The sequence below is a fragment of the Chitiniphilus purpureus genome (assembly GCF_025642115.1).
Classification (GTDB): domain Bacteria; phylum Pseudomonadota; class Gammaproteobacteria; order Burkholderiales; family Chitinibacteraceae; genus Chitiniphilus; species Chitiniphilus purpureus.
Genome location: NZ_CP106753.1, coordinates 79,426 through 93,293, shown reverse-complemented (window position 1 = coordinate 93,293; position 13,868 = coordinate 79,426). Strand labels below are relative to the sequence as shown.

The following is a 13,868-nucleotide window of genomic DNA, read 5'->3' as shown; positions in this document are numbered from 1 at the left end:
CGCTTTCGACCTGCTCACTGGACCACCGCACCCCCAGCGACGGCACCTTAACGGTCCAGCTCGAAAACACGCAGCGACAGGATTCGGCCAGGTCGGCGATGAATTCCACCCAGTCCAGGTGCTGGGCTTGTTTGGCGTGATGCCGTTGGGGCAGGTCGGCGATCAGGCGGGGCGATGGTGCAGGGCGGATGGGCCTGCAGGTGCATACCCGGTACAGCCTGCCCGGTATGCGACAGGTCACTGCGCTATCCGGCTTTATGTATATCGCCCACGGTACGGGCGCCGTCCGCTTTGGCACAGCGTCGTGCAGCCGCCGATGACCAGCATATCGGCACCGCGCCGGTTGCGCAGCATGCGCCGGCAACGCACAGCGGCCTGCTGCGCATGTATCGCTTGTTTGGAACGCTAAACAGATCCCCTGCCCATCCGTCTTGGGCTCAGGCGCCCTCCCTTTGCGCCGAGGTGATCCATCGTGCTTTCCGTCCTTATCCGGCAGTCCCGCCCCTTGCTTGCCGCGGCCGCGTTGGCCAGCGTGGTGTCGGGGGTGTGCAGCGTGCTGCTGCTGGCCCAGATCAACGAGGCGCTGACGGCGGGCGCCGCGGCGAGCGTGGCGCTGGCGTGGCGTTTTGCGGCATTCGCGGTATCGGCGATGCTGGCGCGCATGCTGTCTTCGGTGCTGTTCGAGCGGCTGGGGCAGCGTGCGCATGCCGAGCTGCGCAGTTTTATCTCGCGCCGGGTGATCGATGCCGACTTTGCCAGGCTGGAGCAGGTGGGCGGGCCGCGGGTGCAGTCGGCGCTGTCCGAGCATACGTCCAACGTGGCCGATTTCTTCGTCAGCCTGCCGGCCATGCTGGTCAACGCCATCATCGTCTCGGGCTGCCTGGTGTACATGGCGTGGCTGTCGTGGCAGGTGTTCCTGGCGGCGGCGGTGGTGATCGGCCTGGGCTCGCTTGGCTATCACCTGGCGCACCTGCGCGCCATCAGGCACCTGAACGAGGCATCCAAGGAGCAGGACCGGCTGTTCGGCCATTTCCGTTCGCTGATCGAAGGCGCCAAGGAGTTGCGGCTGCACGCGGGCAAGCGCCTGCGCTTTGCCGGTGGTCTTCTCGGTGCCTCGATCGAGACCGTGCGGCGGGAGCGCACGCGTGGCATGTCGATCTTCGCGGTGTCGGCGGCATGGGGCAATTTCCTGGTCTATGCCTTCATTGGGCTGGTGCTGTTCATGTTGGTGGGCGACGTGCCGGACCGCATGCGCATCATGACCGGCTTCTCGCTGGTGTTCGTGTTCATGGTGGCGCCGCTGGAGGCGTTGCTGCTGCTGCTGCCGCGCGCCAGCCTGGCCCGCGTTTCCGCCGAGCGGATCGAGGAGATCGCGCAGGCGCTGCAGCATGACACCGCCGCCGTGGCCGCCACCCCGCAGCCGCCCGCGTTCCGCAGCCTGAGCCTGGAAGGCGTGCGCCATCGCTACTACCACGAGGGCACGGACGATCTGTTCACGCTCGGCCCGATCAGCCTGGATTTCGCGCCCGGCCAGCTCAATTTCCTGGTCGGCGGCAACGGCAGCGGCAAGACCACGCTCGCCAAGCTGCTGGTCGGGCTGTACCGGCCCGAGCAGGGCGTGGTCCGGCTCAATGGCGAGGCGGTGGACGAGGCCGGGCGCGATCGCTACCGGCAGTGCTTTTCGGCGATCTTCTCGGATTTCCATCTGTTCGAGCAGTTGCTCGATGCGCCCGGCACCGAGCGCGATGCGCAGGGCAACGCGCTGCTGGCCAAGCTGAACCTGCAGCACAAGGTGCAGGTGCGCGACGGTGCCTTCACCACCCGCGCGCTGTCGCAGGGCCAGCGCAAGCGGCTGGCGCTGGTGGTGGCCTACCTGGAGGACCGCCCGTTCCTGGTGTTCGACGAGTGGGCGGCGGACCAGGACCCGGTGTTCAAGGAAGTGTTCTATCGCGAGCTGCTGCCCGAGCTGAAGGCGCTGGGCAAGACAGTGCTGGTGATCTCGCACGACGACCGCTATTTCAGCCTTGCCGACCGGGTGATCCGGCTGGAGAACGGCCGCATCGTCGAAAGCGGCGCGCCGGCTGCGCCGGTGCCGGCGGCGGGGCTGGTCGCGGCATCTTGAAACGCATACCGCCCCGGGGCGCGGGCCGCCGGGGCGGGGATGCGGCCATCGTCAGGAAGGCCCCTGGCGTTGCCTATTCCTGCGCTTCGAACGCCAGCGCCGCCTGCACGCTCTCGCGGGCAAGATAGCGCTCGCGAAAGCCGTTGAGCGCCTCCAGATCGGAAAACGCGTCGCCGAAGCGGGCGATCCAGCGTACGAACACGCCCAGGTAGGCGTCGGCGATCGTGAAGCGCCCGCCCACCAGCCAATCCTGGCCGGCAAGGTGGCGATCGATATGCGCCACGGTCTGCTTCAACGTGGCACGCGATTGGCTGCGGATGCCGTCGAACGCCGCCTCGTCGCGGCTGTAGCGTTCCGGCCGGTTCACCGCGCGAAAGCCACCGGCATGCACTTCGGCGCTGAAGTAGCCGATCCAGGATTGGATCAGCCCACGCTCGACCGAGCCGGCCGGCGCGAACAGCGGTGTACCGGGGGCGAGATCGGCGAGGAAAGGCAGGATGGCGCTGTTCTCGGTGATCACGGTGCCGTCGTCCAGCCTGAGCGCGGGAACGCGGCCGAGCGGGTTGACCGCGTGGATGGGCGACTCCGGCACGCGGGTCTTCACCTTGACGATCTGGACGGGCAGCCCGAGTTCGCGCACGACCACATGGGCACCGAGCGAGCAGGCGCCACTGGCGATATAGAGTTGGTGAGGCATGACAGCTCCTTGGGAGGGGATGGCCGCGGCGGCGCCACGGCCGGGAAAACGGGTGCGGATCAGCCCGGCTTGCGCGCCAGCGCGAAATGCAGGTTGCGGTGCAGCAGGATGCCCCCCGGCGTGGCCAGTGCCGCCAGCGCCGTGCGCAGCCCGGCCTGCAGGCGTGCGCGCACTTCGGGCACATAGTCGCCAAGGAAATTGCCGAACGCGCTGGCGTGGCTGAAGGCCAGCACGGCGTCGATGTCGGGGAAGTGGTCGGCAAAGCGCCGCAGCCGGATCTGGTCCACCAGCAGCCCGGCCGTTTCCAGCTGGCCGGCCAGCTCGGCATGCGTCACCCGATAGGGTGTGCTGCCGCCGCCCTGGCTGCGGCCCAGGCCCGCGTCCGTCAGCACCTGTGCGATCAGGTGCTGGATATCGTGCGGCCGCTCGCGGCTGGCGCTGCTGATCGCCACCCGCCCACCGGGGCGCAGCACGCGTGCGATCTCGGCGAGCACCGGCGCCTTGTCCGGCAGCCAGTGATACACGCTGTTGAGCAGCACGGCGTCGAACGACTGGTCGTCGAATGCCGACAGGTCCTCGCCGCGCGCCACGGCGAACGACAGCTGCGGCAGCGCACGCGCCTGCGCCAGCGCGATGCGCAGCGGCAACGGGTCCACGCCGACCACACGGCCGCCCGGCCCCACATGGTGGCGCGCCGCCAGCTGCGCCAGCCGGCCGGTGCCGCAGCCCACGTCGAGCAGTGCCTCGCCGGGCCGCAGCTGCAGCCCGGCCAGCAGGAATTGGCCGTGTTCGTATTGCAGGTCGCTCACCTGATCGTATTGCTTGGCAAGCTGGGGGGTATCCAGGGTCAGACTGGGCATGATGGCCTCATTGGAAGGTGAAACCGCGGTTGTGCAGCGCCTGCGCCAGCCGGTCGCGTCCGGACAGCGTCTCCGGGCCACGCAGCCGGCCCACCGCCTGCCGGCTCCACGGCTGCTGCGGCAGGTGCTGCGTGGCCTGAAAGCCTTGCAGGATGGCGTCGTAGTCGGCCACCGCTGCATCCTGCCGCGCCTGCGAATAGTGTTCGCGGTGCAGCACGGCGCTTTGCGGCAGCCGCGGCTTCACCGCCGCCGGCCGCGTGGGATCAGGGTGGCCCACCACCAGGCCGAATGCCGGGAACACCTGTCCGGGCAGCCCCAGTTCGGCCGCCACGGCTTCGGGCTGGTTGCGCAGCGCACCGATGTAGACGGTGCCCAGGCCCAGCGACTCGGCGGCCACCAGCGCGTTCTGCGCCGCCAGCGCGGCGTCGATGAAGGCCATCAGCAGCGTGTCCAGATAGTCGAGCCCGGCGATGGGTTCGTTGCGCTGTGCTGCCACGCGCTTCAGGCGCGCGAGGTCCGCGGTGAACAGCAGCAGCAGGGGTGCTTCGACGATATGCGCCTGGTGGTTGGCCAATGCGGCCAGGCGTGCCTTGCGCGCCGCGTCTTCGATGGCGATCACGCTCCACACCTGCAGGTTGGACGAGCTGGGCGCCGATTGCGCCGCGGCCACCAGCAGCGGCAGTGTGCCGGCGGGCAGCGGCTGATCGGTGAAGGCGCGTACCGAGCGGTGCGCCAGCAGCGTGGCCAGCGTGGCGTTGAAGTCGGGCAGTTGGGCCAACTCGTCGCGGCCATAACGGCGGTTGGCAAGATCGAGCGCGGCAGGGTCGGCTGGGTGGTGCATGTCGGGATTCCTGTGGCGGGTGGCCTTGGGGCGTGGCGCGTGGCCGATGCAAAAAATCCGGCAGCCGCGCCGCCCCCACGGACGCGGACTGCCGGTAGCTGGAAGCACAAGATGAAGCGGGCCGGCAGCCCGGCATTCAGGCGGCCGCAGCCTCGCGCGATGCGCTGCCCTCATTGGCCGCGCCCGTATTGCGCACCGCCTTGCTCAGGGTGCGGCTGCGGCGGCCATCGGTCGCCACCGGCACGCTGCCGTCCACCGTCACCCGGCGTACCACGCGGTGGGCCTGGCCGTAGTCGTCGACCGCATAGTGCTGGGTGGCGCGGTTGTCCCACACCGCCACGTCGCCCGGCTGCCAGCGCCAGCGCACGGTGTTCTCCAGGCGTGTCACGTGGCTTTGCAGCAGGTTGAACAGGTGCTGGCCATCGCTGGTGGGCAGGCCGACCAGCCGCTTGACGAAGTGGCCCAGCAGCAGGTGGCGCTCGCCGGTTTCCGGGTGCACGTGCACCACCGGATGCTCGGTCTCGTACACGGTCGAGGTGAACACCTCGTGGTAGCGCCGCAGCGATTCCGCATCGGCCTCGGGCTTGCGGGCTGCGTAGTCGTACTCGTTGCTGTGCACCGCCCACAATCGGTCGACCAGTTCGCGCAATTCAGGCGAGAGATCGGTGTACGCGGTGTGGGTGTTGGCCCACACCGTATCGCCGCCGGCCTCGGGGATGACGACGCCGCGCAGGATCGACGCCTGCGGATAGGCATCGACGAAGGTCACGTCGGTATGCCAGCTGTTGGCGCGCCCGCCGTGCCTGGAGTCAAGCTCCAGCACATAGGCCGTGCCGTCCTTGATGCGGGCGGTGGGGTGCGGCACGGCCTGGTCGCCGAACAGGGTGACGAGCGCTTCCTGCCTGGCATCGTCCAGATGGTCCTGGCCGCGGAAGAACACCACCTTGTACTTGAGCCAGGCGGCGCGGATGAAGGCGCGCGTGGCTTCCGGCAGATCCGGTGCAAGCCGGATGCCGCGGATCTCGGCGCCGATGCGGCCGGCGACCGGGTGGACCGAAACGCCGGCGGGTGGATTGCTGAGGATGTCTGACATCGCTTGCTCCTTGATGGATTGGGATCGGCGCGACCCGGGTCGTTGCGTGCCCCACGAAGCGGGGAGGTCCCTTATGAGCAAAGCATGTGCCAGGATGGTTTTTCAGTATTCGTAGGAATAAGAGCAGCCATCCAAACCCACCCGGCCGCGTCGCACTCGCTTGCCGGACACCCGTACTGCCGGCGTTTCGGGCTGCGTGCCGGCACGGCCTCGTTGGTTTTGGCCAGTGGCGCCACCGTGCGGGCCGTGCCGGGACGACTGCTGAAATCAGCGCAGCCGGGCAACAGATCGTGCGAAAGGCAGCAACGGTTGGGGCGGGAAACCGGCACCGGTTGGGACGGCGTGGTGGCTGTCGTGCCACTCAGCGCATGGGCACGCCGCGTCCGCGGGCGCCACCTTTGTCTGCCGCGGTGCGTTACGGCTGCTTCACCGGCCGGCTGGGGCGGACCGGCGTAGCCTACGCGGAGCTTGCTTCCAGTTACTGGGGTGTTAAAATATTGAAACAATTTGCAATTATAAAGTAAGCAAAATTCCGGAGTCTTCCCCCATGGCCTTCCTTCGCAAGCCGCTCTGCGCGGCGCTGTCATTCGCCTGCCTTGCTGCTTCCCCCGTCTATGCCGACGATACCGTGCCCGATGGGCCGGTCACCGAGCGTGAGCTGGGCCGCCGCCCCCTGGCCCTGAACAACAACGATGTCGCGATCGGTGAGGATGGCGCGGGCACCATCACACAGCGGCCGCTGGTGTTGCGCTGGCACCGGCACCGCACCGCGTTCTATCGGGTCAGGATCACCAGGGACGGGCAGGAGGTCGTCAACAAGGTCGTCAACAAACCGTGGTTCATCGCCGAAGGCTTGGATTTCGGCACCTACAAATGGACCTACACGGCCTTGAAGAATGGCACGGCGCTGCCCGAGGATGTCACCTCGTCCGAGCAGACACTGGTGCTGAGCAAGGTCAGCGTCGCGGCGGCGGCCGAAGCGGCGAATGCCAGCGGGCACTATACGGGGCCGACGCCGGACGCCCCGGCCTACGATGTCTACGATCAGCAGACGGGCATCGCCGAGCTGGTGGCGCGCACCCTGGCAAAACCGCACCCGCGCGCGCTGCCCGGCGGCGCGGCGCACTCGGCCTGGATCCAGTCCCTGCAGCAGCGCGGCCTGGTCAACGACCTGATCAATGAGGCGGTCACGCCGCTGGTCGTGCCCGATTTCATGAACGCCAGCCTCGTCGAGCTGACCGACAAGCAATCGCGTACGCTGAACAACACCTTCTTTCCGCGCCTGTCGAAGCAGGCGGTGGCGTTGGTGGCGCTGCGGCAGCTGCGTCCCGATATCTATGCCGCCAATCTGGCCAACCACCTCAACCTGGTGCGGGAAATCGCCAGTTGGTCCACCGCTGCCGGCAGCCCCACCTCGCACGCCAAGCAGGATCAGATCAACCGCCAGATCGCGTTCATCCTGGCCACCACCTACGACTGGTTCTTCGCCGAGCTGGACAGCGCGCAACAGGCCGCGCTGTTGCAGAACATCGATGTACGCCTGGTCGGACTGAAAAACGACACGCTGACCCTCGATGGGTGGCTGTTCGGCTCCCACGGTTGGGCCAGCGCCAGCTTTGCGGCAACGATCGGTGCGCTGGTCGGCTCGACCGGGCCACAGTCCCCGGCCGGGGCGCCCGCCGACCGCTGGCTGTCGGTCACGTTGCCGGGCTACCTTGCCGCGATTTCACCGTGGGGCGGCGAGGACGGCGGGTTTGGCAACGGGATGGGCTATCTGGCCAATGCGCTGGATTCCATGATTCCGTTGTGGGACATGCTCAAACAGGCGACCGGCGTGGACCTCTACAAGACCGCCTGGGCACGCAATACCGGCAAGCTGCTGGCCTACATGACACCGCCCGGTGCCACCGAGGTGCTGTTCGGCGATCAGGGCGGGGAAGGCGTGGCAAGGGAGGTGGTGGTCGGCTGGGCGGCGCGCACCCAGGTGCCCGAGGTCAAATGGCTGGCCCAGGCCTATCTGGCCGAGGATTACGATGCGGGCAGGACCGGGATCATGAAATCCGATCACATGATCTCTGCCAATCCGGCACCGGACCTGATCGCGCAGGCATTCAAGCAGGATGTGTCGCTGCAGTTCGAGCACAGCCCGCGCCTGCAGGTGCGCGACCACTACTGGAACCGTTCCACCGGGTGGGTGGCCTTGTACAACAGCATCCGCCTGCCGGCGGCCCGGCGTACGGCGATCTATTTCAAGTCCAGCCCGTTCGGCTCGTTCAATCACAGCCATGCTGACCAGAACAGCTTCCTGCTCTATCACCGCGGCGAGGCCATGGCAGTGGACTCCGGGGTCTTCGACGGCTTTGGCAGCCAATACCCGCACTTCATGCAGTGGTATATCCATACCCGCGCGCACAATGCCATCACCTACGACGGGACCGACGACTACGGTGGTCTGGGCCAGTTCAACGACGTGTTGCGCCAGGACCCGGTTTCCAATCTGTACTACCTGAATTTCTCATCCGGCGCGATCAAGGCCGCGCCGCAAGGGGACGCAAACCAGGACTTCGAAATCGTGGTGGGCGATGCGTTGCCGGCCTACGCCAACCAGGACAGCAATTTCAGGATCGCGCTGCGCGGGCTGGTCTATCACCGGCCGAGCAATACCGTGCTGGTGCTGGACCGCATGTTCGTCAATCCTGCTGCGCCACGGTATTGGGAATGGAACCTGCATACGCCCACCCAGATGCAGGTGGACCCGCTCAAGCCGACCCATGGCCGCTGGGAGAAAGGCGCGGCCAGCGTCTGCCTGCAGCACATCTTTCCGGCGGAGCGCGCGCTGACCTTCAGCCAGCAGCAGGGTTATCCGGTCCCACCGGGGGAGGGCAAGACCGTCAGGGAGAACTGGCACCAGAAATGGCGCATCGCAAAGCGTGCCGCCATCTTCGAACAGGCGACGGTGCTGGTCCCCGATTGCACCGAGCCGGCGGTCTCGATCCGTCGCCTCGACGACGGGCGCTACGACTACACCGTGAATGGTCAGACGGTCCGCATCAATCTCAAGCAGTACGCAAACTACTAGATCGGCAAAACAACAGGGCGCGCTGCGCCCTGTTTGTTGCTGCAGTCGGAAGGCTCAGTGGTGGATTTCGGTCGCTTTCAATTCGGGGGTCGGCTGCCACTCGATCCTGTAGCGGCCAGTGACCTCATCTTCGGTGACGATGGCCCTGCCGAGGATCAGATTGATAAAGCCGGTAGAAAAGCCGGGATATCCCTCACGGTTGGGGATGGTCGAATGCCAATCGTCCAGCGACCGCTGTTGCGTCGTGGTATCGAAATGGTAGTCGTACTGCCAGCCTTGTTTCTCCAACGAGAAGCCAGTTGGCAGGCCGAGAGGGACTTCGGGTTGACCAATGGGCGAGGCATATCCAAAGTCCCCTTTGATCTCATAATTCCCTTGCTCCAGCTTGGCCCCATTTCCAAGGGGATAGGGTGCGCAGGAAATGCCGTAGATGAATCGGGCGTTTACTCCTTCGGAAATCGTCTTTGCCACACTGATGACGGTTTCCAATGGGGCGCTGGGCGGTCTACGCCCCGTATCGTATCGAACCGTGCCATGCGCATTCGTCACATGATATAGGCCAATTAAAGATTTCAGGGCGCCTCCCCAGCCATGGGCACGCCACAATGCATGATATTCCTCGCCTACCGGCGTGTTGTAATAAGAAAACACCAACGGCGCCCGCCTCAACACAGGATCATCTGCATAGAACGGGTTGGTCGATGTATTCATCTTCTCGATGGTCGTCAACAGCCCTGCCACCACGGCTTCCCGCCCGTTCAATTCCGGGTTCAGATAGGTTTCCTTGAAACCGTGGCCCAAAGTGTCCCCGGCGGGCACGACAATGTTGCTGGGCAATACATTGCGCAGCAGATCCAGGCCGCCGATCACGAGATCCTTGCTCGAGGTGAGATAACTGCCGTTGCCCAGCACCCGGTCCGCCGGCGACGCCACGCCAAAGATACGCACTTGGCCCGAATCGGGTACGCCGTTCTGCGTCAACAGCGCATACACCCGATTGGCGAATAGGTTGCCCTGCGAATGGGGTACCAGCAGCACCTTGTCGTCATTGCTGGTCGCCTGCCGGATATCGCGCAGGATTTCGCTTTCCTCGTCCAGCGTCAATTGCGCCAGCATGGCCCGCTCGTATTGGGCGCGGTAATAGCGCTGCGCCGCCTCGGCCAGCCGGGGCTCCAGCCCGGCCGGTGCTTCGCCGTACAACAGCGCTTGGGCGATCTTTTCCGGGGCTTCGTCGGGGTTTTGCTGGTTGAGCTGGTAGAAGGTCTGGGCGATATCGGCGAAGAAGCCGTGGGTCTGGTTGTAGGCAAGATCAGATTTAACGGGATGCCCGAGTTTTTCTTCCAAAATTACTTTTAGCATTCTTTGGCTTTCTTCTGCGTCAGCTCTTGATGTATTAATGCCGTTTATGTGTATGGTGACGGGTATTTGATCGCATGAATTAAGCTCTGCCCATGAATTAATGGAGACCAAAAGGCTGGCAATAAGAAATTTGAGCTTCATATTGTTTCCTTAATCGCAGTTGGCCTTAATGGGGGAGCGGTATAATTTCCCGCTGGCAAGCTCATCGGCCTTGTTGTTTGCAGCAATTCTCTCCGGGGTGTTGCTATGGAGTGCCGTCAATTTCTTGCTGAAATTAAGCCTCCAACTGTAAAGCTCAACCGAATCTTTATATGTTCTGAAGTAGCAATCATGCGCTACTATCCATTGGCTAAAAAGTGAGCGGACTTTCTCTTTATTGTTCTCACTTGCAGCCAAAATCTCCTGCTGCGTAATCCTCGCCATTTCCATCGCGTATCTGAACCGCGCCGGATGCTGCCCCACCTCCTTGGCCAGGAATCGCTGCACGTCGTCACGCACCCCATCGTTGTCGCTGTCGATGCCGGCCAAGGTCCTGCGTCCTTCGGCGCCGGGGTCGGGTGGAACCTTGATGCCGTTGATGGTCTCGCCATTGCCCGGCGGCACCGGGGTCACGGCATCGCATTGCGTGATCGGCTGCCACAGCGCCGGCACCTTGGGCGGGAACCAGCCTGTGCCCTGGTAGGCGGTATGCGCCTGCTGCGCCCGGTAGTAGCCACCCTCGTACCGCACCTTGTCGCCGACCTGATAGGCCGCACCTTCCTGCCACGGCGCGCAGCGCTGCACCGGATCGCGTTGCAGCTGCCACAGCGCCGGGGTGCCGGCAGGGTTCCAGTTGGTGCCCTTGTGGGCAGTATGCGATTGCAGCGCCTTGTAGGTCTGGCCCTGGTATTGCACGGCCACGCCGACCAGATAGCCATCGCCCTCGCGCCATTCCGGGATGGGTGCGGCGGCCCAGGTGGGGCTCAGCCAGGCGGCCGCAAGCAGGGCAAGCAGAGGTCTGTGCATGGCGGATGTCCTGTAAGTAATTGCTGTGACAGTGCATTGAGCGAACTGCTGAAGGCACGACGCGGTGTGTTGCCGGATCACGGGTATTGTCCGGCAGCGGTGGCGCTATCGCTGGATCAGTGCAGTGATCAGCTGCAACTATATCCGCGCTTCTGAATTATGACAAAAGCAAAAAAATATTGATCCTGATAATTTTCTTACTTGTTCAGTTCAAAATCGGTGGAGCTGGAAGCGCAGCGCCGGGGTGCTGCCACGGTGGGTGCCTTCATCGAATCGACATGCGGACACCAAGGCTTTGATGGATCTGGCCGGCAGGCGCTCCGGTTGCGGCATGGCGGACCGCCCACCGTTGCGCAAGCATGCGCCAAAACGCAGCAAACGGACGGGCAACGCATGGGGTGGGTGGTTGCGGAACCATTGAGACGCAGCTCCTCGCTTGCTGTGGGTACATGGCGTCATATGTGGCCACGTTGCATTGCGCACCGGCATCCGTTTTGCACTGCAATACTTGAATGCGCTGGTTCGCCCAAGGCCGGTCCAGCGCCACAGGCCATTATTGGGTTGCCGCCTGCGCCAGCACGCGGCGCAGTGTCAGGGCTGCCGGGCCGAGTGGCTGGTCCAGCCGGTGCGCGAGATAGGCGCGCATGCTGCTGCGGCCTTCCGGGCCGTACAGGCTGACCGGCAGCGGCAACAGGCAGCCCGCGGCCAGATCGGTAGCCACGGCCCAATGCGGCAACCGGCCCCAACCCAGGCCCTGCCGGATCAGCGCCAGCTTGGCGCTCTGCTCGCTGACGCGCCAGGTATGCGGGGAGAGCACGCCGAAGCTGCGTCCTTCGGACAGCGCAGACGGATCGGTCTGCACGATCTGCAGGTGGTCGGCGAGGTCGGCGGTCTGCAGCGCCGCACCCTGGCGCACCAGTGCGGCGAGCGGGTGGGTGGCCGCGACCACGGCGACGAGTTCGACCGGCTCCAGCGCCTCCAGCTCGATATGCGGATGGTGGAAGTGCTCGCCCACCATGATGGCCATGGTGCAGTGGCCGGCCAGCAGCGCGGCCAGCGGCGCGCCAAGCGGCTCGAGCGACAGCTGCACCTGCACCGAGGGTTGCAGTGCCCGCCAGTGCTGCAACGCCTGGCACAGCCGGGACAATGGGAACAACGTATCGGCCACCAGTGCCAGTTCCAGCTCGACCGACTGCTCCAGCCCGCGTGCCCGTGCCCGCAGGAAGTCCACCCGCAGCAGCACCGAGCGGGCATCCTCCAGCAAGGCCCGCCCCGCATCGGTCAGCACCGGCCGGCGCCCGCTGCGGTCGAACAGCGTCACGTTCAGTGCGGCTTCCAGCGCTGCGACGGCATGGCTGATGGCGGACTGGGCGCGCCGCAGCCGCAGTCCGGCCGCGCGAAAGCTGCCTGCTTCGGCGATGGCGACGAAGGTACGGATCTGCCCCAGCGAGAGTGCATCCAACATGGTTCTGCTTTTTCGATCGGATTGATCGGATTTTTGTCTCTTCCATCCGTTTTGTCGATTGGTAGATAGTGCAAGTCTCCCTGCACCAGGACCACGAGGATGGCCATGAACCCGACGTCATTGTCCGCCCGGCCCCGGCCGGCTCCCGCCGATCGCGCCACCGCGGCCCGCTCGGCGTGGCCGTCGATCCTGGTGATCACCGGGGCAGGCATTGTCTCGGCCTGCCAGGTCGGCAAGATGCCGGTGGCACTGGACGTGCTGCAGGCGGAGCTGTCGATCGGGCTCGATACCGTTTCCTGGCTGATGTCGGTGTTCGCGCTGGTCGGTGCTGTGTTCGGCATCGCCACCGGCACGGCGGTCGATCGCATCGGCGCACGCCGGCTGGTGATCGCCGGCCTGGCGGTGCAGGGCGTGGCCGTCGCCGCCAGTGCGCTGACCGCTTCGTTGGCCTGGTTGCCGGCCCTGCGCTGCATCGAGGGTGCCGGTTTCCTGGCTGTGGTGGTCGGCGCGCCGGCGCTGATCCCGCAGTGCGTGCCGGAACGCCTGATGCCGCGCGCGTTTGCCGTATGGAGCACCTTCATGCCGGTGGGCATGACGCTGGCGTCGCTCGGCGGGGGGCTGATCGAACACGTCGGCTGGCGCGGTTTCTGGTGGATCAATGCCGCGCTGCTGGTGGCCTATGCGCTGCTGTTCGCGGTCGCCGTCGCCTCGGGCGGGCGGGCTGTCGGTGGGGCGCTCACTGTTGCGGGTCTACGTGTGGACGTGGCGCGGACGATCACCGCCAGGGGACCATTGCTGTTGGCCGCGCTGTTTGCGCTGTTCACCGCCTGCTGGTTCGCGGTGTTCAGTTTCCTGCCATCGGCACTGGGCCAGCGCTGGGCACTGGGGGCCGCGACTGCGGGGGGGCTGGTCGGCGTCTGCGTGCTGGCCGGCGCGGCTGGCAATCTGATCGGCGGTCATCTGCTTGCCCGGGGCGCGCGCCCGGTGCGCGTGCTGGCTGCGGCCTTCCTGGGTTTGAGCGCCAGCAGCGTCGGCGTGTTCGCCGAAGGCGCATCGCTGATCCAGGTCATCGCGCTGTGCCTGGTGTTCTCGACCGTGGGGGGCGTGATCCCGCCGGTGTTGTTCAGCCAGGCCAATATCCAGGCGCCGGCACCGGCGCTGGTGGGGACCACCATGGGATGGCTGATCCAGGGCAACAACGCCGGCCTGCTCGCCGGGCCGGTTGCTGCTGCCGCGCTGGCCGCCGGCCGGGGCTGGCCGGCGGTATCGTTGGCGTGCGCTGCCACAGCCGTGGTCGGCGCACTCGTCGCGCTGGCGCTGCCGCGGCGCTGAAGGCGCCGTGCCGGG

At 65.8% G+C, this 13,868-nt stretch carries 10 protein-coding genes; 3 read left to right on the top strand and 7 right to left on the bottom strand.

Annotated elements, in window-relative coordinates; translation table 11 throughout:
- Positions 1-472 precede the first annotated feature (472 nt).
- On the top strand, positions 473-2,122 hold the full coding sequence (locus N8I74_RS00370) for a cyclic peptide export ABC transporter (RefSeq protein WP_263124916.1): 1,650 nt from the start codon (positions 473-475) through the stop codon (positions 2,120-2,122).
- A gap of 73 nt (positions 2,123-2,195) precedes the next feature.
- Here N8I74_RS00370 and N8I74_RS00365 read toward each other — a convergent pair whose 3' ends face one another.
- The 4 genes from N8I74_RS00365 to N8I74_RS00350 form a co-directional block, all read right to left on the bottom strand.
- Positions 2,196-2,819, bottom strand: a complete 624-nt coding sequence (locus N8I74_RS00365; RefSeq protein WP_263124915.1) for a glutathione S-transferase N-terminal domain-containing protein — start codon at positions 2,817-2,819, stop codon at positions 2,196-2,198.
- A gap of 59 nt (positions 2,820-2,878) precedes the next feature.
- Positions 2,879-3,679: a class I SAM-dependent methyltransferase gene (locus tag N8I74_RS00360; protein WP_263124914.1), complete on the bottom strand. Its 801-nt coding sequence runs from the start codon at positions 3,677-3,679 to the stop codon at positions 2,879-2,881.
- Between the two features lie 7 nt (positions 3,680-3,686).
- Entirely contained in the window at positions 3,687-4,520 is an 834-nt protein-coding gene (locus N8I74_RS00355) for an NADPH-dependent oxidoreductase (protein WP_263124913.1), read from the bottom strand.
- A 136-nt stretch (positions 4,521-4,656) separates the two neighbouring features.
- The gene (locus N8I74_RS00350; RefSeq protein ID WP_263124912.1) at positions 4,657-5,613 is read right to left on the bottom strand and encodes a TauD/TfdA dioxygenase family protein; all 957 of its coding nucleotides are present in this window, start codon (positions 5,611-5,613) and stop codon (positions 4,657-4,659) included.
- A 547-nt stretch (positions 5,614-6,160) separates the two neighbouring features.
- Between N8I74_RS00350 and N8I74_RS00345 the strand changes: the two genes are divergently transcribed.
- Positions 6,161-8,692: a heparinase II/III-family protein gene (locus N8I74_RS00345; RefSeq protein WP_263124911.1), complete on the top strand. Its 2,532-nt coding sequence runs from the start codon at positions 6,161-6,163 to the stop codon at positions 8,690-8,692.
- A gap of 54 nt (positions 8,693-8,746) precedes the next feature.
- Here N8I74_RS00345 and N8I74_RS00340 read toward each other — a convergent pair whose 3' ends face one another.
- From N8I74_RS00340 to N8I74_RS00330, 3 genes are all read right to left on the bottom strand, one after another.
- Positions 8,747-10,192 (bottom strand): hypothetical protein, encoded by a 1,446-nt coding sequence (locus tag N8I74_RS00340; RefSeq protein WP_263124910.1) that lies wholly within the window; start codon positions 10,190-10,192, stop codon positions 8,747-8,749.
- 9 nt (positions 10,193-10,201) lie between these two features.
- Complete coding sequence (locus tag N8I74_RS00335) at positions 10,202-11,137, bottom strand: carbohydrate-binding protein (protein WP_263124909.1); 936 nt, start codon at positions 11,135-11,137, stop codon at positions 10,202-10,204.
- 472 nt (positions 11,138-11,609) lie between these two features.
- Complete coding sequence (locus tag N8I74_RS00330) at positions 11,610-12,521, bottom strand: LysR family transcriptional regulator (protein ID WP_263124908.1); 912 nt, start codon at positions 12,519-12,521, stop codon at positions 11,610-11,612.
- Positions 12,522-12,626: 105 nt separating this feature from the next.
- Between N8I74_RS00330 and N8I74_RS00325 the strand changes: the two genes are divergently transcribed.
- Entirely contained in the window at positions 12,627-13,853 is a 1,227-nt protein-coding gene (locus N8I74_RS00325; RefSeq protein ID WP_263124907.1) for an MFS transporter, read from the top strand.
- The last annotated feature ends 15 nt before the right edge of the window (positions 13,854-13,868 follow it).